We start from the raw sequence: 18,355 nt of genomic DNA on the forward strand, positions 1-18,355 counted from the left end.
TATTTTCATACCGAGTCCTGTGTCGTGGCGGGCCCTTCGATGAGCAAGTTGTCGGCCGCCTGAATGATATCGTGACGTGATTGACCCGACGCTTCGCGCAAGCGCAGCGTGGGGCCGTGCATCAATTTATTGGCCAACTGGTGCGACAGACGCTTGATCACCGTCTCCGGATCTTCGCCCCGCGCCAGTTGCGCCAGTGCCTCGGCTTCGGAATCGCGCCGCAGCGCCTCGCCATGCTGGCGATAGCGGCGAATCAGATCCCCCGCCCCGCGCACTCGGCGTTCATGCAGCCAGCGATCGACCCCGCTTTCGATCAGCGCTTCGGCCTGGCGTGCCGCGACCTCGCGATGACGCCGATTCTCGGCGATCACCTGCTGCAGATCGTCGACGCTATAGAGGAAGACATCGTCGAGATCGCCCACTTCAGGCTCGATGTCCCGTGGCACCGCGATATCGACCATGAAGATGGGCCGGTGGCGGCGTACCTTGAGCGCACGTTCGACCATGCCCTTGCCGAGGATCGGCAACTCGCTGGCCGTGGAGGCGATGACGATGTCCGCCTGCTCCAGCGCCTGCGGAATGGCATTGAGCTCGATCGCTCGCGCATCGCAGGTTTCGGCCAGCGCCTGGGCCCGCGCCAGCGTGCGGTTGGCGACCGTCAGCCCCATGATGCCAGCCTCGCGCAAGTGACGTGCGACCAGCTCGACCGTCTCGCCGGCCCCGATCAGCAATGCCCGGGCACGACTGAAATCGTCGAAGATACGGCTGGCGAGACTGACGGCGGCATAAGCAACCGAGACCGGATTTTCCCCGATCGCGGTTTCGCTGCGGACCTGCTTGGCGACCGAGAAGGTCTGCTGGAAGAGACGCTCCAGCTCGCTACCCAGCCCTGCGTGCTGGCGCGCGATCTGGTAGGCATCCTTGAGCTGACCGAGAATCTGCGGTTCCCCCAGCACCATGGAATCCAGACCCGCCGCCACACGCATCAGATGCCTGGCGGCCTCCCCCTCATGGTAGTGGTAGGCACAGTTCAACAGCTCCTGCGCGGGCATGCCGTGAAACGCCCCCAGCCATTCGAGCAACTGGCGCTCGCCATTGGCGACGGTAATGCAGTAGAGCTCGGTCCGGTTACAGGTGGAGAGCACCGCCGCCTCTCGCACGTCGGGCAAGGCCCGCAGCTGCGTCAGCGCGGACTCGAGTTGTGCCGGCGAGAAGGCGACACGCTCGCGCATGTCGACCGCAGCCGTTCTATGGTTGATACCCAGAGCTAGCAGCGTCATGAAATCACGGTCATTTGTCTTGCGTGGATCCGGCGTCTGCGCTCGCGGATGTCCTCGAAGCAAAGCGCGGCATACCGGAATGAAGCGCGGGCATGTCAGGTTGCCGGCCGCTTCACCCATTCTCGCGGTCGACCGGAAGCGGAGACGGCGAGACGAACCCGGTCGGCAATATCCACCTCATTGTGGTCCGCCCGGCCGGGCGGCGCCATTTTAGCACAGCCGAAAGACGCTTAGCAGGCAATGAAACACGCCGACCGACATGCCTCGGCGATTGACCCCCGGCGGCCAGCCGTTATGCTGGAGCCATTGATCGATCTCGAGGACGGCATGCCCAAAAGTCTGTTCTACGCCGCCAGTTGCGCGGTTCTGCTGGCTGGCTGCCAAAACATGTCGGCCGACACGGCATCGGCGCCCGCCGATGATCCTTTGACATCGGCGCCGCCGATCACCCGCGGGTTCGACGCCCAGGGCCTGTCCCAGGTGCTGTTGTCCGAGATGGCCGGGCAGCGAGGTGACTTTCACCGCGCCGCCGACGGCTATCTGGAGGCCGCCGAACGCTACCGTTCCGCCGAACTCGCCGAGCGCGCCACGCTGGCCGCGCGATATACCGATGACAAGAGCCTGCTGACCTCCGCAGCGGCTCGCTGGCAACAGCTGGCGCCGCAGGACTCGGCGCCGCAGAAGCTGCTTTCCGGCATCGCCGTGGATCGGGGCGACTGGCCTGCGGCACTACGTCACAGGCTGGAGCTCGCCCGTTCAGGAGAAGAGGCACAGCTTCTCGAGCTCGCCGACCTGATGGTGGAATCCCAGGCAGACCTGCCACCGCTGATCGCCCAGTTGCGCGACTTCACCGCCGCCCAGCCCGACCATGCCGATGCCCAGATGGCAACGGCACGGCTCGAAGCGGCCAACGGTCAGTTCGATGAAGCCCGACAGCGGCTGACGAACCTGGCTCGCCGCCACGCCGACCTGCCGATACTCTGGCTCACCCGGTCGCAGATCGCGCTCGAGGCCGGCGACTACGATCAGGCCGTCTTCTCGGCGCAGCGCGGGCGAGAGCTGGCCCCCGATGACAGCCGGTTTTTGCTGGCGCTGGCACAGGCGGAAATCGCCAATGGCGACATCGCCGCTGCCGAGCCCCGAATCGACCAGTTGCTGGCGCGCCACGACGATACGCCGACGCTGCGTATCGGTCTCGCCCAGCTCTATCTCGACGCTGGCGCGCTTGAGCCCGCCCGAAGGCTGCTGCTGCCACTGCTCGATCGCGAAGATACGCCGCCGGCGACCTACCTGGTGCTGGGCAGCATTGCCGAGTCGCAGGGAGAAATCGACAACGCGCTGCTCTATTACCGGCAGGTGCCGACCGGCCCCGGCTTCCTCGACTCCCGCGCGCTCGCCACCCAGATGCTGACGGCCGGCGACCGCACCGAGGATGTCCGGACATTCCTGCGCGTCGAGATTCTGCGTCATCCCGCCCAGCGCGCGGCGCTGACCCAGATCGGCGTGCAGGCGCTGGACAACGCCGGCCAGAGCGCTGCCGCGGATACGCTGCTCGCCGAGTCCCTCGAGCAGGCACCGGACGACACCGACCTGCTCTATACCCGGGCCATGCGCGAATTCGAACGTGGCAATGTCGAAGCGATGATGGCGCAGATGCGCGACATCATCGCCAGAGAACCCGACAATGCCGCCGCTCTCAACGCGCTGGGCTACACCCTGGCGACGACGACGGACCATTACGACGAAGCGCTGGAACTCATCGAGCGAGCCCACGCCCTCGAGCCGCAGAGCCCCGCCATTCTCGATAGCCTGGGCTGGGTTCATTTCAAGCGCGGGGAGACGCAAAAGGCGCTCGGGTACCTGCGTCGTGCCTACGCCGGCCAGCCGGATCAGGAAGTCGCCGCGCATCTGGCCGAAGCGCTGGTCGTTCTCGATCAGACGCCCGAGGCGCGGGTACTGGTGGAATCGGCACTCGCCGGCAGCGAAATCCACCCGGATATCGACGACCTGCTGCTGCGTTATCCGCAGCTGGCGCCCTGACCCGCAGCCGGACACCTCAATTCATTCGCATTCGACAGGAAACATTCGATGCCACACTCCCTTTCGGCCAGTGAACGGCGACAGACCGTTTCGATTCCGTTCAAGCCGTGGTGGCAGGCGCTCGGCACCCTCGTTCTGGTGGCCTGGCTTGCCGGTTGCGCCGGACAGGCACCCGCACCGGACGTGCCGCGCCAGCCCGACGACTGGCAGCGGCAACAGGACGATCTGGCCGCGCTTGACACCTGGACGGTAGCCGGCAAGGTCGGCCTGCGAACCCCGGAAGAGAGCCGCAGCGCCAATCTGGACTGGTCCCAGTCGCCCGGCCAATACCGCATGCTGATCAGCGGCCCGTTCGGCGCCGGACGCAGCGTGCTCGAAGGCCGCCAAGGCGCGGTGACGCTGACCACCAGCGACGGCCGCTTCGAGGCATCGTCGCCGGAAGCCCTGATGCAGCAGCAACTGGGCTGGTCGCTACCTATCTCGGCACTCGACTACTGGGTGCGCGGCCTTCCGGCGCCCGGCCGCTCCCACCAGCAGAGCGACGACGAACTCGGCTTTCCCAAGACCCTGAGCCAGGACGGCTGGAATATCCGCTACCGCGACTGGACCTACGCCGATTCGCTATGGCTGCCGAGCCGCCTGATCATGACCTACGACGACATCCGCGCCACGCTGGTCGTCAACCAGTGGCAGCCGCAGACCGGCCCCGAACGTCCCTCCGACGGGTCTGAACGACCCGCTGAAGAGACACCGGACGCGACCCGATGACACCATTGACGCTGCCCGCGCCGGCCAAGCTCAATCGCCTGTTGCGCATTACCGGTCGTCGGCCGGATGGCTATCACACGCTGCAGACGCTGTTCCAGATTCTCGATCGCGGCGACACGCTGCGATTCCACCCACGGGCCGACAGCGACGACATCACGCTCTCCCCCGCGCTGGCCAATGTTGCCGAAGCGGACAATCTCGTCGTTCGGGCAGCGCGGCTTCTTCAGCGCGAAACCGGCTGTCGCCGGGGCGCGGCGATCGAGCTGGAGAAGCGCCTGCCGATGGGCGGCGGGCTGGGCGGTGGCAGCTCCAACGCCGCCACCACGCTGCTGGCGCTCGACCATCTTTGGGGGCTCGATCTCGGTCTCGAGCGACTGGCAACGCTGGGGCTGGAACTGGGCGCCGATGTCCCGGTGTTCGTACGCGGCCATAGCGCCTGGGCGGAAGGGGTCGGCGAACGTCTCGTCCCCGTCGAGCTGGCGCCTTCCTGGTTCGTCGTCATCCATCCGGGCGTGGAAATCTCCACGGCGGCAATTTTCGGCCACCCTGGTTTGACACGTAATAGCACGGTCATTAGTATGCGTCGCGCACTCGACGGGGCCGCCCCTGACGCAGTGTGGCGCAACGATTGCGAGAGCATCGTGCGAGCGCTTCACCCCGAGGTAGACCGCGCGCTGAATTGGCTCGGCCAGTATGGCAAGGCGGCACTGACAGGGACAGGCGCCTGCGTCTTCTGTCCGCTGGACGGCGAAACGCAGGCCGAACGGGTACTGCGACAGGTCCCGGACGAATGGCAGGCATTCAAGGCCCGTGGCAGCGACGTTTCTCCGCTGCACCAGGCTCTGGAAACTGCCAAGGGTCTGGACAGGACTCGAGCGTGATCCGCCATGCCATCCGCTGAAAAGACCGCTTTCGACCCAGCGGTTTTTGCCAGATTTTTCAGACGGCTCGCGGCTTCATGACTGGTTTTTCGTCCACACCTAGCCAATGGTTTGCGCTTTTGCGCATAATAGGCGCGACCAATGATTGCTGGGGTATCGCCAAGTGGTAAGGCACTGGTTTCTGGTACCAGCATTCCCAGGTTCGAATCCTGGTACCCCAGCCACTTCCTGACTTTCGACAAGCCTGCATACGGAAACCGGGTCGCGATGGCCACTCAGCCCACACGATTTCCCCCACCGGCGTTGCGGTTGCTTCTCCTGCCGTCTCGACGTACGACTTCGATGCCAGAGCGCATCGTCGACGGGCAAGCGTGGCATTTCAAAATCCCGCCCATCGCCTCGCCTTCCCTATGCAGCCTCGTCATCCGTCCTGAAACCGAAACGAATGTCCTCTACCGACCTTCAACTGCTCTCAAAGGTGGCCGCGCGTGTCTAAATTGATGGTTTTTACCGGTAACGCCAACGTCGGACTTGCTTCGAAGGTAGCCGAGAGTCTGGATAACCGACTGGGTCACGCGACGGTCGGACAGTTCAGCGATGGCGAAATCGCCGTCGAAATCAACGAAAACGTACGCGGTAAAGACGTCTTCATCCTGCAGTCGACCTGCGCGCCGACCAACGACAACCTCATGGAGCTGATCCTGATGGTCGATGCGCTGCGTCGCGCCTCGGCCACCCGCATCACGGCCGTCGTGCCCTACTTCGGCTATGCGCGCCAGGATCGCCGCGTGCGTTCGGCCCGCGTGCCGATCTCGGCCAAGGTCGTCGCCGACATGATGGTCAAGGCCGGTGTCGATCGCGTCATGACCATGGATCTGCACGCCGACCAGATCCAGGGTTTCTTCGACGTGCCGGTGGACAACGTCTACGGCTCTCCGATCCTGCTCGACGACATCGAGCGTCAGAACTACGACGATCTGGTCGTGGTCTCTCCCGATGTCGGCGGCGTGGTCCGTGCCCGCGCCATCGCCAAGCAGCTCAACGTCGACCTGGCGATCATCGACAAGCGTCGCCCGCAGGCCAACCAGGCCCAGGTGATGCACATCATCGGCGACATCCAGGATCGCACCTGCGTGGTGGTCGACGACATGGTCGATACCGCCGGCACCCTCTGCAAGGCCGCCGAGGCATTGAAGGATCGTGGCGCTCGCCGAGTGGTCGCTTATGCCACGCATCCGATCCTGTCCGGGCCCGCCGTGGACAATATTAGCGGTTCAGTGCTTGACGAACTCGTCGTTGCCGATACCATACCGCTCTCCGAACCTGCACGTCGTAGCGGCAAGATCCGTCAGTTGACGGTCGCCGGCCTGATCGCCGAGGCCATTCGTCGTGTCAGTAACGAAGAATCCGTCAGCGCGATGTTCCACTGATCGCCATCGGAATGGCCCGATCACGGTCGTTCCGAACCGACAGGGAACCCCGCGCGGATACGTGGGCCACTGCCATGAGGGCAGTGGCCCTACTGGAAACGGCATCGTCTGGTCGCGGGCGATGCCGATTTCCATTACTTGACCATTAGAGGTGACAATCAATGTCCCATTACACCCTGACCGCCAATGTTCGCAAGGAGCTGGGGAAAGGTGCGAGCCGCCGCCTGCGCCGCAAGAACGAACAGGTCGCGGCCATCATCTACGGTGGCTCTGCCGAGCCGCAGCCGATCACCATCGACAAGCCGGCCTTCTACAAGGCGATCGAAGAAGAAGCGTTCTTCTCCTCGATCATCGACATCAATGTCGACGGCAAGAGCGAGCAGGTCGTCATCCGTGATCTGCAGCGCCACCCGTACAAGGCGCTGGTCACTCACGCCGACTTCATGCGCGTCGATGCGACCCACGAGCTGACCCTGAACGTTCCGCTGCACTTCCTCAACGAAGAAACGTGCAAAGGCGTCAAGGACGAAGGTGGCGTGCTGCACGTTCTGAACAACGACGTTCAGATCAGCTGTCTGCCGTCCAAGCTGCCGGAATACATCGAAGTCGACGTGGCCAACCTGGGCCTCGGCGAAACCATCCACCTGTCCGACATCAAACTGCCGGAAGGTGTGACTCTGGTCGAGCTGACCCATGGTGAAGAGCACGACGCCGGCGTCGTCAGCGTCACGCACCCGACCGTCGCCAGTGACGACGAAGTCGCTGGTGAAGGCGTCGACGAAGAAGGCGAACCGAAAGGCGACGCGTAATCCTGCGTCAGAGACCGGACAACAGGCAGTCGGCATGACAGTGAAAGCGATCATCGGTCTCGGTAATCCGGGGCCGGAATACGAAGACACCCGTCACAATGCCGGTGCCTGGCTGGTCGAACAGCTCGCTCGGGACGCAGCGGAAACGCTGCGTCCCGAACGCAAGTTTCTGGGTCTTCATGCCAGGATCCGCCTGGGCGGGCACGATCTTCATCTGCTCAACCCCACCACTTTCATGAATCGCAGCGGTGCCTCGGTGGCTGCGCTGTGCCAGTTCTTCAAGATCGCGCCGGACGAGCTCCTCGTCGCTCACGACGAACTCGACATCGCGCCCGGCTGCGCCCGTTACAAGACGGGTGGCGGACACGGCGGCCACAACGGCCTGCGCGATATCATCAGTGCCCTGGGCAACAGCAACGGTTTCCACCGTTTGCGTATCGGCATCGGCCACCCCGGCAGTGCCAAGCTCGTCACCAACTATGTCCTCGGTCGTCCCGGCAAGGCCGAACGCCAGGCCATCGACGACTCGCTGGACGAGACCATCACCACCCTGCCTGACGTACTCGCCGGAGATTGGGCCAAGGCGATGAATCGTCTGCATAGTTTCAAACCCGCCTGATTCGCTCGTAGCTCGTAGCTCGTAGCTCGTAGCTCGTAGCTCGTAGCTCGTAGCTCGGCAAGAGTCTGGCCCCCGCCGACCGCGTCCCGTAGAATGCCCGCCATTCACTTTTTCGTGCTTATTCGTTCGCGTCTGCCATGATCGAATCGAATTCAGGATCACACCGTTTCAGGGATACACCATGGGTTTCAATTGCGGCATCGTCGGCCTGCCCAACGTTGGCAAGTCGACCCTCTTCAATGCATTGACTCGCTCCGGCATCGACGCCGAGAACTTCCCGTTCTGCACCATCGAACCCAATACCGGTATCGTGCCGATGCCCGACCCGCGTCTCGACAAGCTCGCCGAGATCGTCAAGCCGGAAAAGGTGGTGCCGACCACGATGGAATTCGTCGATATCGCCGGCCTGGTCGAAGGCGCCTCCAAGGGTGAAGGCCTGGGCAACCAGTTCCTCGCCAACATCCGCGAAACCGACGCCATCGCCCACGTGGTTCGCTGCTTCGACGACGACAACGTCATCCACGTCGCCAACCAGGTCGACCCCACCGCCGATATCGAGACCATCAATCTCGAGCTGGCCCTGGCCGACCTCGACGCCGTCGAACGCTCGATCCAGCGCCTGACCCGTGTGGTCAAGGGCGGTGACAAGGAGGCGATCGCCACCAAGGCCATTCTGGATCGTATCCAGCCGCACCTGGCCGAAGGCCAGCCGCTGCGCAGCTTCGGTCTCGACGCCGAGGAACAACAGCAGTTGCGCAGCTTCGGCTTCCTCACGCTCAAGCCGACAATGTACATCGCCAACGTTAACGAGGACGGGTTCGACAATAACCCTCACCTCGATGTCGTGCGCGAGATCGCCGCCAGGGAGAATGCGGTGGTCGTGCCGGTTTGCAACAAACTGGAAGCGGAGATCGCCGAGCTCGAGGACGAAGAGCGCGCCATGTTCCTTGAGGAGATGGGCATGGAAGAGCCCGGTCTCGATCGCGTCATTCGTGCCGGCTACGGCCTGCTGGGGCTGCAGACCTATTTCACCGCCGGGGTGAAGGAAGTGCGAGCCTGGACCGTCAAGGTCGGCGCGACCGCACCGCAGGCGGCCGGCGTGATTCACACCGACTTCGAGAAGGGCTTCATCCGCGCCGAAGTGGTCAGCTACGAGGACTTCGTCGCCCTGGGTGGCGAGAACGGCGCCAAGGAGGCCGGCAAGTGGCGTCTCGAAGGCAAGGCTTACGTCGTGAAGGATGGCGACGTCATGCACTTCCGCTTCAATGTCTGACGCACCGGCCCGAAAAACCGATTCCGATGTCGGAAAGCGTTGACGTTTCATCAAGTTATGGTAGTATTCGCAACCGTTGTCAGGCGACTCTGGTTACTTCGACACGGTTGCCTCGAAGGCTACGTAGCTCAGCTGGTTAGAGCACATCACTCATAATGATGGGGTCCCCTGTTCGAATCAGGGCGTAGCCACCAGATATCACGAAAAAGCCCGCCGTTCTCATGATCGGCGGGCTTTTTCGTATCGGCTTTACGCCGGCTTTCCTCATTGCCGCCTGGTCGGCAGGCTGTCGATTCCCGCAGCCTGCCGCCCGATTCAGACGGCGCGACGGCGACTCTCCTCGATGTAGGCTTCACGCAGCTTTCGCGCTACCTCGCCGGGGCGGCCACCGGCGACCGGCACATCGTCGATCGCGATGACCGGCGTGACGAACGACGACGCCGACGTGACAAAGCACTCCCTGGCCCCCTGCGCCTCCTCGACGCTGAAGGCCCGCTCCTCGACACGCAACGAGAGCGTCTGGGCGAGCTCCAGAACGACGGCACGAGTAATGCCGGGGAGAATGGCGTGGGAGAGCTCTCGCGTCACCAGCGCTCCGTCGTGGGTCAGCATCCACGCGTTGTTCGATGCTCCTTCGGTTACCAGCCCCTCCTCGACCATCCAGGCATCGTCGGCACCGGCCGCCGTCGCCGCCATCTTGGCCATCACGGGGTAGAGCAGCTGCACCGTCTTGATGTCGCGTCGCGTCCAGCGCCAGTCGGGTTGCGTCGCGACACGAATGCCCTCGCGGCCACTGCGGCTGTCGACGAGGGCCTTGGCCTGGGTGAACAGCACCAGCGTCGGCGGCGTATCGGCGCCAGGATAGTGGAAGTCCCGATCACCGGCGCTACCTCGCGTCAGCTGGAGGTAGACCATGCCCTCCTCGAGCGCGTTGCGCCGGATCAATTCGCGATGGATCGTCAGCAGCGCATCGTCATCCCACGGCAACGCCATCTCGAGTTCACCCGCCGAGCGCTTCAAGCGCCGCATATGGCCGGAAAAATCGATCAGCTTGCCCTCCAGCACCGAACAAACCTCGTAGACGCCATCGGCAAACAGGAAGCCGCGATCGAAGACCGATACCTTGGCGTCCTGTTCCGCGACGTAGTCGCCATTCACGTAGACCGTGCGCTGTGTCATCTCATGCCGTCTCTATGTCTGTCTTCACGTTCAGGTTCGCCTTCATGTTTACGTCTTCCGCTGAATCCGCGCCGGGGTACAGAACCTGGTTCATGATAGCGATCGCTCAGCCCCACAATGCCGACGTCGCCGGATGGATGCCTTCAGCATCGAAACGCATGCCGTGCTCGCGATCCTGTGCCAGCAATAACGGGCCATCGAGATCGACCACCGCCGCCCCCTGCGCCACCAGCAGCGCCGGCGCCATCGACAGCGACGACCCCACCATGCAGCCGACCATGATCTCGAACCCGCTTGCCAGCGCTTCCCGCTTGAGTGCCAGCGCTTCGGTCAAGCCGCCTGTCTTGTCGAGCTTGATGTTGATCATGTCGTAGCGGCCGACCAGATCGGGTAGCGACGTGCGGTCATGACACGCCTCGTCGGCGCAGACCGGCAGCGGACGCTCGATCTCCGCCAACGGCGCATCCTGGCCCGCCGGCAGCGGCTGCTCGACCATGCTGATTCCCAGCGACACCAGCGTCGGCGCCAGACGTTCGTAGGCGTCGCGATCCCAGCCCTCGTTGGCGTCGACGATGATCCGTGCCTCGGGTGCGCCCTCGCGAACGGCCTCGAGGCGCTCGATATCCCCCTCGCCGCCCAGCTTCAGCTTGAGCAGCGGCCGAGCGGCGTGGCGCCGGGCCTTCTCGCGCATGGCATCGGGTGACTCCAGCGACAGCGTGAAAGCGGTGATCTCGGCCCTGGGCGCGTCAAGACCGGCGAGTTTCCACACCGGCTTGCCAGCGGACTTGGCTTCCATATCCCAGAACGCGCAGTCGAGCGCATTGCGTGCCGCACCGGCCGGCAGTCGCGACTGCAGTTCGAGACGATCCATGCCCTGCGCCAGCGCATCACGCATCGACTCGATCTGGGCGATGACGCTATCGACCGACTCGCCGTAGTGGGCATAGGGCACGCATTCACCGCGGCCGGCATGAGCGCCATCGCTCAGCGTCGCGACCACGACTCGCGCCTCGCTGCGTGAACCGCGGGAGATGGTGAAGACTTCGGCGAGCGGAAAGACCTGCTCCTCGACGCTCAGCTTCAGCATGCCAGCACCGCCTCCGCCAGCCGATCCGCACCCTGGCGGTAGGGGTCGACACACGGTAATCCCAGTCTCGCCTCGAGTGCTTCCAGATAGCGGTCTGCTTCATCGACCGGCATGCCGGAGGTATTGACCGAGACACCGACGACCTGGCACGCCGGGTTCACCACCTGCGCCAGCGGCAGCGCCGTATCGCGTAGCTGTTCGAGCGTCGGCAGCTGATAGTGCGGCAACCCGCGCATATGCGTGCGCGTCGGTTCATGACACAGAATCAGCGCGTCCGGCTGGCCACCGTGGATCAATGCCATGGTGACGCCGGAATAGGAAGGGTGGAACAGACTGCCCTGCCCTTCGATGATATCCCAGTGATCGTCGTCGTTGTCCGGCGTCAGCCACTCGATCGAACCCGCCATGAAATCGGCGATGACGGCATCCAGCGGCACGCCTTCGCCGGTGATCAGAATCCCGGTCTGGCCGGTGGCACGGAAACTCGACTTCGCGCCGCGCTCGCGCAGGGCGATGTCCAGCGCCAGCGCCGTGTACATCTTGCCGATGGAGCAGTCGGTACCCACGGCCAGACAGCGCTTGCCACGGCGCTTCTTGCCGTCGCCAATCGGATACTGGACCTGCGGCACGCGCACGTCGATCAGGCGCCCGCCATGCTTCTCCGCCGCCGCCACCAGCTCCGGCTCGTCACGCAGCAGATTGTGCAGCCCGGAAGCGATATCCATGCCGGCTGCCAGCGCCTCTTTGAGCACCACGATCCAACTGCGGGAAATCACCCCGCCGCGATTGGCCGCACCGATCACCAGCGTCCTGGCACCCTGCGCCACGGCCGCGTCGATATCGAGATCCGGCAGTTTCATGTCCGCCTGGCATCCGGGTAACCGGTACTGCCCCAGCGCATACTCCGGGCGCCAGTCGCGAATGCCCTGGGCGACCTTGGCGGACAGCGGATCGGGCACGTCGCCCAGGAACAGCAAATAGGGAGTCTTGAGCATGTCATCACTACTCGTTCAATGTGAAAAGAGCCGACCCGCAAACGGTCGGCACCGAACGTCATCCTGCACCGCCATCAGCCAGTTTGACTGACGAGACTCAACCGGTCATCAGGTCGGCTCGATTGAAGAACGTGGTCAGCGCCCGAATCAGGTACGCCGGATCACGGCTGCCTGCCGTCTCGCGAATCGAGTGCATGCCGAACTGCGGCACGCCCACGTCGATGGTCGGCACGCCGAGCTCGGTGGCGGTGATCGGGCCGATGGTGCTGCCGCAGCCCATGTCCGCGCGGGTCACGAACTGCTGCACCGGCACGTCGGCTTCACGGCAGATATCCTGGAACAGTGCCGCCGTGGCGCTGTTGGTGGCGTAACGCTGGCTGGCGTTGACCTTGATCACCGGCCCGGCGTTGAGCGACGGCCCATGATTGGCGTCGTGCTTGTCGGCGAAGTTGGGGTGCACGGCGTGGGCGTTGTCGCAGGAGATCATCAGGGAGCGCTGGATCAACCGTACGAACCCTTCGTCGCCGGGCTCGCCGAGTGCCGCGTTCACGCGGCGCAGCACGTCGGCCAGAAACGGCCCCTGGGCGCCACAGGCACTGGCACTGCCGACTTCCTCATGATCATTGGCCACGAACAGCGCGCCCTGCTGGCCATCGGCAGCCAACAGCGCTTCGACACCGATGAAGCAGGAAAGCAGGTTGTCGAGTCGCGCGCTGGCGATCATTTCCCTGTTGATGCCGACCCGAGCCGGCGGCTGGACGTCGTAGAAGCCCAGCTCGAAGTCGACGATGTCCGCCACCTCGATGGCGTGCTCGCGCTCGATCCACTGTTTGAGCAGGTGATCGAAATCCGGCGCATCGCCGCCCTGCATCAGCAGCGGTGCCATCTGCGTCTGCGCATTAAGGACACGACCGTTGTTGGCTTCGCGATCCATATGGATCGCCAGGCTGGGGATGATCGCCACTGGCTCACCCATATTGAGCAAAACCCCTTGCAGACGGCCATCGGTTCGGCGAACGTGAACCCGACCGGCGATCCCCAGGTCGCGATCGAACCACGGCGACAGCAACGCACCGCCATAGACCTGGACACCCAACTGCAGCCAGCCCTTGTTGACGATCGCCGGTTGCGGCTTGAGCCGCAGCGCCGGGCTATCCGTATGAGCGCCGACCATGCGCATCGCCTCGAGCGGCGAAGCCGGCAACTGGAACGCGATCAAGGCACTATCGTTACGCGTCACGTAATATTTGTCGCCTCGTGTTAACTTCCAGCTGTCAGTTTCCTTGAGGGGCCGATATCCTGCCGCCTCCAGCCGTGTCACGAGGTTGGCGGTGGCGTGCCAGGGAGAAGGCGAGCGCTGGAGGAAATCGAGCAAGCGATCTTCGAGAGCCTTGTCGGCGGCGTGTTCTGACATGGGTTTCCTCGGATGTCGGTCTGTAGTCACGCGGACTGACTGCTACAATGGGTCCCGGACCTGAAAAAGATTCATGGATCCGGTGGTCTTCTAGGGAATAGAGAGTGTACAGGAAACCGGGAGTGCTTCATTGATGACCCTGACTGCCGCCGCTCGGTACGCGGCCATGTGTTTGCTATTGCTGGCATGGAGCGTCACGGTGCTAGCCGGTCCCACCCCAACGGACGATCAGCGTCAGGCGGCAAGCGAGGTCGCCGAGTCACTGCAATATGGCCACTACGCCGACGTCGATCTCGACGACGATTGGTCGAAGCGAGCCTTTCAACGTCTGCTGGACGTGCTGGACGATCAGCGCGCTTATCTGCTGCAACGAGACGTCGACAATTTCAGCGACCTGGAAACGTCACTCGATGATGCCGTCAAGTCCGGTGCTCTGGACCGCGTCTATGCATTCTATTCACACTATCAGGATCGCGTGGAAGCCCGGCTCCAGTGGCTGGTAGACAAGGTCGATCAAGGCGTCGACTACGCCTACACCAGCAACGAGCGCCTGGCGCTCGACCGGGAAGACTCTCCTTGGGCGGGCAGCGAGGGAGCGCTCGACGAGCTCTGGAACAAACGGCTGGAGAACGCCGCCCTGACGCTTTTCTTGAGCGACCAATCTCCCGAGGAGATCCAGAAGACGCTCCACGACCGCTACGCCAATCAGCTCAATCGCGTGCGCCAGACCAACGCCGAAGACGTGCTCGTGCTGTTGATGGCAGCGGTCACCGGCACGATCGACCCGCATACCGAATACTTTTCCCCGCAGCAGAGCGAATCCTTCGATATCCAGATGCGCCTCTCGCTGGAAGGGATCGGCGCGCTGCTGCAGAGCGACGGCGAGTACGTCAAGGTATCGAGCCTGGTACCCGGCGGCCCCGCCGACAAGGCCGGGGCACTGCAACCGGCGGATCGCATTGTTGCCGTCGGCCAGAACGAAGACGGCGACATGGTCAACGTGGTCGGCATGCGTCTCGATGAAGTGGTCGACCTGATTCGTGGCCCGAAAGGCTCGACGGTGCGACTCGACATCATCCCGGCCAAGGCCGTCGACGTGACCCGCACGCACACCATCCGGATCACGCGAGATACCGTCAAGCTCGAGGATCAGGCCGCCCATAGCCGGGTGGAAGAGATCCAGCGTGACGGCACGACGCACAAGATCGGCATCATCACCGTGCCGGCATTCTACGTCGACTTCGACGCCTGGCAGGCGGGCGAGTCCGACTACCGCAGCACCACCCGGGACGTGGCCAAGGAGATCGACAAGCTCAAGGCGCAGAACGTCGAAGGCATCGTGCTCGATCTGCGCAATGACGGCGGCGGCGCGCTCCAGGAAGCCAACTCGATGATCGGCCTGTTCATCGACCGGGGCCCCACCGTACAGGTCCGCGATGCCGGCGGACGCATCAATCTCTACGGCGATACCGACGCCGGGGTGGCCTACGAAGGTCCGCTGGCGGTGCTGGTCAACCGGCTTTCCGCTTCCGCCTCGGAGATCTTCGCCGGCGCGATCCAGGATTACGGTCGCGGCCTGGTGGTCGGCAGCCGCACGTTCGGCAAGGGCACCGTCCAGACACTGACCGACCTGAGCCACGGCCAGATCAAGCTGACCCGCGCCAAGTTCTATCGCATTTCCGGCGAAAGCACGCAGCATCGCGGTGTCGAGCCGGACATCCTGTTCCCGAGTCTGATCGACCCCGACGAGATCGGCGAAAGCGCCCTCGACAACGCCCTCCCCTGGGATCGCGTCCGCCCGGTGCAGTATCGTCTTTACGGTGAGCCGTGGCGCTACCTGGAAGCGCTGCAGGATCGCCACGAGCAGCGCATCGCCAACGACCCGGACTTCGTCTACCTGGAGAAGCAGGCCCAATTGAGCAAGCGGCTGCGCGATCAACAGACCAGCATCAGCCTCAACAAGGAGCAGCGTCAGCGCGAGATGGATGCCCAGGAGACCGAGCAGCTGGCGCTCGAGAACCAGCGTCGTAGGGCGCTGGGCATGGAACCGCTCGATCACTGGACCGATGCCCGCGAACAGGACGAGACGTCAAGCAACGACCAGACCGACACCAGCGACCAGAGCAGCGACAGCGGCAGCGGCAGCGGCAGCGGCAGCGGCAAGGACGATGCCAATGCCGAAGACGCCAACCCGACCGATCGCGCCGAACTGCAGGAAACCTCCCAGATCCTGCTGGACTACATTCAGTTGAAGTCCAACGGATGATCGGCGGCGCTCCGGCCCGTCGCCGGAACGCCGACCCGTAGCTGCCGGCGCTCGATCTCCAGCCTGACCGAAGCCTCGCGAAGACATTCGCGGGGCTTTTTTGATCAATCGGTCGTGGCAACTCACGGCATTAATGGTTCGAAACCCGAACTCTCGGTATTCAGAAAATCGCCGGCCGGTCGTTGTACGTTTAAAAGACCCGAGAGAGCGATGCCATGATTGCGATATTGATCCGGGCCGCGGCCCTCGTCTGGCTGGGGCTGGCCGGGCTTGCCCAGGCCGACCCGGCTCATGACGACCCGATTCAGGCCGATACGGTTCATGACGACACGGTTCAGGCCGACACGATTCATGACGACGATGACCAGACGGCTCGTCACGCCACCACAGCAAACCCATCATGCCCGCCGGGGGCGACACGACCACGGCAGCAAGACGCCCTGACCACGCTGGCCCGGCAGCTCGAAGCATGGGACGAGGCGTATTATCAGCGTGGCGAGCGTCTCGTTGACGATGGCGTCTACGACGAAGCCAAACGCCGCTGGCAACGCTGGCGAGACTGTCTTAAACCCCTCGATCTCAAACCCCTCGGTCTCGATCCTGCCGCCGAGCCATCCCGCCAGCCTACGCCGGCTTCCCCGCGGGACGAGCTCGAACATCCCTTCGCCCAGACCGGACTCGACAAGCTGCCCGATCGCCAGGCCGTCGGCGAATGGCTCGCCAGACAGTCGGACCAGACGCTATGGATCCAGCCCAAGGTGGATGGCGTCGCCGTGACGCTCGTGTACCGGAACGGCCAGCTCGAGACCGCCATCAGTCGCGGCAACGGAGAAAAGGGCCAGGACTGGACGCGTCAGGCCAGGCAGATCGAGAGCCTTCCCCAGCATCTGCCGACCGACGAACCGGTAACCTTGCAGGGGGAGCTCTACCTGCGTCTCCCCGATCATGTGCAGGCCCGGGATGGCGGCGTCTCCGCGCGCTCCGAGGTGGCCGGGCTACTGAACCGACAAGCGCTGTCCGCGGAGGCGGCTCGCGACATCGGCTTCTTTGCCTGGGCCTGGCCGGATGGCCCTGCCAGCGGCGAACGTCGGCTCCAGCGACTGACAGATCTCGGCTTTGGCAACACGGCCAGATACACCCGAACGGTCTCGCAGCTATCGGAAATCGTGCAGTGGCGCGACCGCTGGTATCACGCCCCGCTGCCGTTCGCCTCCGATGGTGTCGTCATCAAGCGCAGCAGCCGGCCTCCCGGGTCGCGCTGGCAGGCAGAGCCGCCGAGCTGGGCCATCGCCTGGAAATACCCGGCGGCGCAGACGCTGGCCGTGGTCGAAGCGATCGATGTTTCGGTCGGCCGCACCGGGCGCCTGACGCCCGTCGCCCGGCTCGATCCCGTCCTGCTCGACGACCGGGAAGTCAGTTCGGTGAGCCTGGGATCGCTGACGCATTGGCAGGAACTGGACGTTCGCCCCGGCGATCAGGTATCGCTCTCCCTCGCTGGCGCGACCATTCCCCAGATCGAACGCGTGGTCATCCCCGCAACGCCGCGCCAGGCGCTGACGCTTCCCGATGCCGAACGCTACGATGCGCTCTCCTGCCTGACATTGACGCCCGGCTGTCGCGAACAGTTTCTGGCCCGCCTGGCGTGGCTCGGCAGCGAGGATGGCCTGGACATGAGCGGCATCGGCCCTGCCAGTTGGGCTGCGCTGGTCGATGCCGGCCTGGTCGATGGCCTGCTGGATTGGCGGCAGTTGAATATCGCACAGCTGCAAACGCTGCCTGGCGTCGGGGAAGCCCGCGCCCGGCAGTGGCTCGGTGCCTTCCATGCCGCCGAAAGGAGGGATCGGACGCGATGGCTCATCGCCCTCGGCCTGCCGTCGATACCGGATGAAGTGCGTCGAGCCGCCTTGGCAGCGCCACTCGCCGCCTTGCGAGATCGTTCCGAACAGGGCTGGCAGACGTACGCCGGCATCGGCGCCACTCGCAGTACGCAACTGGTAGCGTTCTTCCACGATCCGACCATCGGCGCCCTGCTGGCCTCCCTGCCGCCGTCTTCATCAGTCTCGCCGTCAACCCCGTCGTCAGCGCCATCGTCAACCTCGCCGTCAACTTCTCCTGCCAGACGGCCTTGACTTGCCAGACGACCTTGACGGGCTGAGAAGCCTCATCTTTCCAATACGATGTAAACCACCGCCCGATTCACGAAAACGCGGCATGGCAGGCAAGCCAGGCCGCGCTACAGTCGAGACGTGCCTGCATCTTCCGGAGCCGGGCGGCGCCACCGGCACGCCGTCGGCAGTACGCCTCCGACCGGCGG

The 18,355-nt window shown here is 64.1% G+C and carries 14 protein-coding genes and 2 tRNA genes; 11 read left to right on the forward strand and 5 right to left on the reverse strand.

What is annotated here, in order from left to right; translation table 11 throughout:
• Positions 1–5: 5 nt before the first annotated feature.
• On the reverse strand, positions 6–1,280 hold the full coding sequence (hemA, locus tag R5R73_RS11185; protein WP_071233141.1) for a glutamyl-tRNA reductase: 1,275 nt from the start codon (positions 1,278–1,280) through the stop codon (positions 6–8).
• A gap of 327 nt (positions 1,281–1,607) precedes the next feature.
• Here hemA and R5R73_RS11190 point away from each other — a divergent pair, with 327 nt between their 5' ends.
• The 9 genes from R5R73_RS11190 (at position 1,608) to R5R73_RS11230 (ending at position 9,294) form a co-directional block, all read left to right on the forward strand.
• Positions 1,608–3,320: a tetratricopeptide repeat protein gene (locus R5R73_RS11190; RefSeq protein WP_322527537.1), complete on the forward strand. Its 1,713-nt coding sequence runs from the start codon at positions 1,608–1,610 to the stop codon at positions 3,318–3,320.
• A 48-nt stretch (positions 3,321–3,368) separates the two neighbouring features.
• Positions 3,369–4,088, forward strand: coding sequence for a lipoprotein insertase outer membrane protein LolB (lolB, locus tag R5R73_RS11195; RefSeq protein ID WP_276231596.1), 720 nt, complete (start codon positions 3,369–3,371; stop codon positions 4,086–4,088).
• Positions 4,085–4,969, forward strand: coding sequence for a 4-(cytidine 5'-diphospho)-2-C-methyl-D-erythritol kinase (ispE, locus tag R5R73_RS11200; protein ID WP_110630725.1), 885 nt, complete (start codon positions 4,085–4,087; stop codon positions 4,967–4,969). Before lolB ends, ispE begins: the two co-directional genes overlap by 4 nt.
• A gap of 149 nt (positions 4,970–5,118) precedes the next feature.
• Positions 5,119–5,193 (forward strand) — tRNA-Gln (locus R5R73_RS11205).
• 276 nt (positions 5,194–5,469) lie between these two features.
• A complete protein-coding gene (locus R5R73_RS11210; protein WP_071233143.1) occupies positions 5,470–6,399 on the forward strand; it encodes a ribose-phosphate pyrophosphokinase in 930 nt (309 codons plus the stop codon).
• A 161-nt stretch (positions 6,400–6,560) separates the two neighbouring features.
• Positions 6,561–7,208 carry a 50S ribosomal protein L25/general stress protein Ctc gene (locus R5R73_RS11215; RefSeq protein WP_071233144.1) on the forward strand — a complete coding sequence of 216 codons (648 nt, stop codon included), beginning with the start codon at positions 6,561–6,563 and terminating at the stop codon, positions 7,206–7,208.
• Between the two features lie 34 nt (positions 7,209–7,242).
• Positions 7,243–7,827: an aminoacyl-tRNA hydrolase gene (pth, locus tag R5R73_RS11220; RefSeq protein WP_110630721.1), complete on the forward strand. Its 585-nt coding sequence runs from the start codon at positions 7,243–7,245 to the stop codon at positions 7,825–7,827.
• Positions 7,828–8,008: 181 nt separating this feature from the next.
• Positions 8,009–9,100, forward strand: coding sequence for a redox-regulated ATPase YchF (gene ychF / locus R5R73_RS11225; protein WP_071233146.1), 1,092 nt, complete (start codon positions 8,009–8,011; stop codon positions 9,098–9,100).
• Between the two features lie 117 nt (positions 9,101–9,217).
• A tRNA-Met gene (locus R5R73_RS11230) sits at positions 9,218–9,294 on the forward strand.
• Between the two features lie 121 nt (positions 9,295–9,415).
• Here R5R73_RS11230 and R5R73_RS11235 read toward each other — a convergent pair.
• The 4 genes from R5R73_RS11235 to R5R73_RS11250 form a co-directional block, all read right to left on the reverse strand.
• Entirely contained in the window at positions 9,416–10,279 is an 864-nt protein-coding gene (locus R5R73_RS11235) for a D-amino-acid transaminase (protein WP_322527538.1), read from the reverse strand.
• Positions 10,280–10,385: 106 nt separating this feature from the next.
• Positions 10,386–11,366 (reverse strand): N-acetyl-D-Glu racemase DgcA, encoded by a 981-nt coding sequence (gene dgcA, locus R5R73_RS11240; RefSeq protein WP_322527539.1) that lies wholly within the window; start codon positions 11,364–11,366, stop codon positions 10,386–10,388.
• Positions 11,360–12,361, reverse strand: coding sequence for an N-acetyltransferase DgcN (gene dgcN / locus R5R73_RS11245; RefSeq protein ID WP_322527540.1), 1,002 nt, complete (start codon positions 12,359–12,361; stop codon positions 11,360–11,362). Before dgcN ends, dgcA begins: the two co-directional genes overlap by 7 nt.
• Before the next feature lie 97 nt (positions 12,362–12,458).
• Positions 12,459–13,775, reverse strand: a complete 1,317-nt coding sequence (locus tag R5R73_RS11250; protein ID WP_322527541.1) for a M18 family aminopeptidase — start codon at positions 13,773–13,775, stop codon at positions 12,459–12,461.
• Between the two features lie 133 nt (positions 13,776–13,908).
• On the opposite strand from R5R73_RS11250, the gene R5R73_RS11255 reads away from it, so the two are divergent.
• A complete protein-coding gene (locus R5R73_RS11255; RefSeq protein ID WP_322527542.1) occupies positions 13,909–16,041 on the forward strand; it encodes a carboxy terminal-processing peptidase in 2,133 nt (710 codons plus the stop codon).
• Positions 16,042–16,256: 215 nt separating this feature from the next.
• A complete protein-coding gene (gene ligB / locus R5R73_RS11260; protein ID WP_322527543.1) occupies positions 16,257–18,170 on the forward strand; it encodes an NAD-dependent DNA ligase LigB in 1,914 nt (637 codons plus the stop codon).
• Positions 18,171–18,355: the final 185 nt, after the last annotated feature.

Source organism: Salinicola sp. LHM (genome assembly GCF_034479735.1).
GTDB classification, from domain to species: Bacteria; Pseudomonadota; Gammaproteobacteria; order Pseudomonadales; family Halomonadaceae; genus Salinicola; species Salinicola salarius.

Excerpts from the sequence above, each read along its gene's own strand:
- R5R73_RS11210 (WP_071233143.1), top strand. The coding sequence starts at position 5,470 with ATGGTTTTTACCGGTAACGCCAACGTCGGACTTGCTTCGAAGGTAGCC.
- lolB (WP_276231596.1), top strand. The coding sequence starts at position 3,369 with ATGCCACACTCCCTTTCGGCCAGTGAACGGCGACAGACCGTTTCGATT.
- R5R73_RS11250 (WP_322527541.1), bottom strand. The coding sequence starts at position 13,775 with ATGTCAGAACACGCCGCCGACAAGGCTCTCGAAGATCGCTTGCTCGAT.
- R5R73_RS11255 (WP_322527542.1), top strand. The coding sequence starts at position 13,909 with ATGACCCTGACTGCCGCCGCTCGGTACGCGGCCATGTGTTTGCTATTG.
- R5R73_RS11235 (WP_322527538.1), bottom strand. The coding sequence starts at position 10,279 with ATGACACAGCGCACGGTCTACGTGAATGGCGACTACGTCGCGGAACAG.
- R5R73_RS11190 (WP_322527537.1), top strand. The coding sequence starts at position 1,608 with ATGCCCAAAAGTCTGTTCTACGCCGCCAGTTGCGCGGTTCTGCTGGCT.
- R5R73_RS11215 (WP_071233144.1), top strand. The coding sequence starts at position 6,561 with ATGTCCCATTACACCCTGACCGCCAATGTTCGCAAGGAGCTGGGGAAA.
- ligB (WP_322527543.1), top strand. The coding sequence starts at position 16,257 with ATGATTGCGATATTGATCCGGGCCGCGGCCCTCGTCTGGCTGGGGCTG.
- pth (WP_110630721.1), top strand. The coding sequence starts at position 7,243 with ATGACAGTGAAAGCGATCATCGGTCTCGGTAATCCGGGGCCGGAATAC.
- dgcA (WP_322527539.1), bottom strand. The coding sequence starts at position 11,366 with ATGCTGAAGCTGAGCGTCGAGGAGCAGGTCTTTCCGCTCGCCGAAGTC.
- ychF (WP_071233146.1), top strand. The coding sequence starts at position 8,009 with ATGGGTTTCAATTGCGGCATCGTCGGCCTGCCCAACGTTGGCAAGTCG.
- hemA (WP_071233141.1), bottom strand. The coding sequence starts at position 1,280 with ATGACGCTGCTAGCTCTGGGTATCAACCATAGAACGGCTGCGGTCGAC.
- dgcN (WP_322527540.1), bottom strand. The coding sequence starts at position 12,361 with ATGCTCAAGACTCCCTATTTGCTGTTCCTGGGCGACGTGCCCGATCCG.
- ispE (WP_110630725.1), top strand. The coding sequence starts at position 4,085 with ATGACACCATTGACGCTGCCCGCGCCGGCCAAGCTCAATCGCCTGTTG.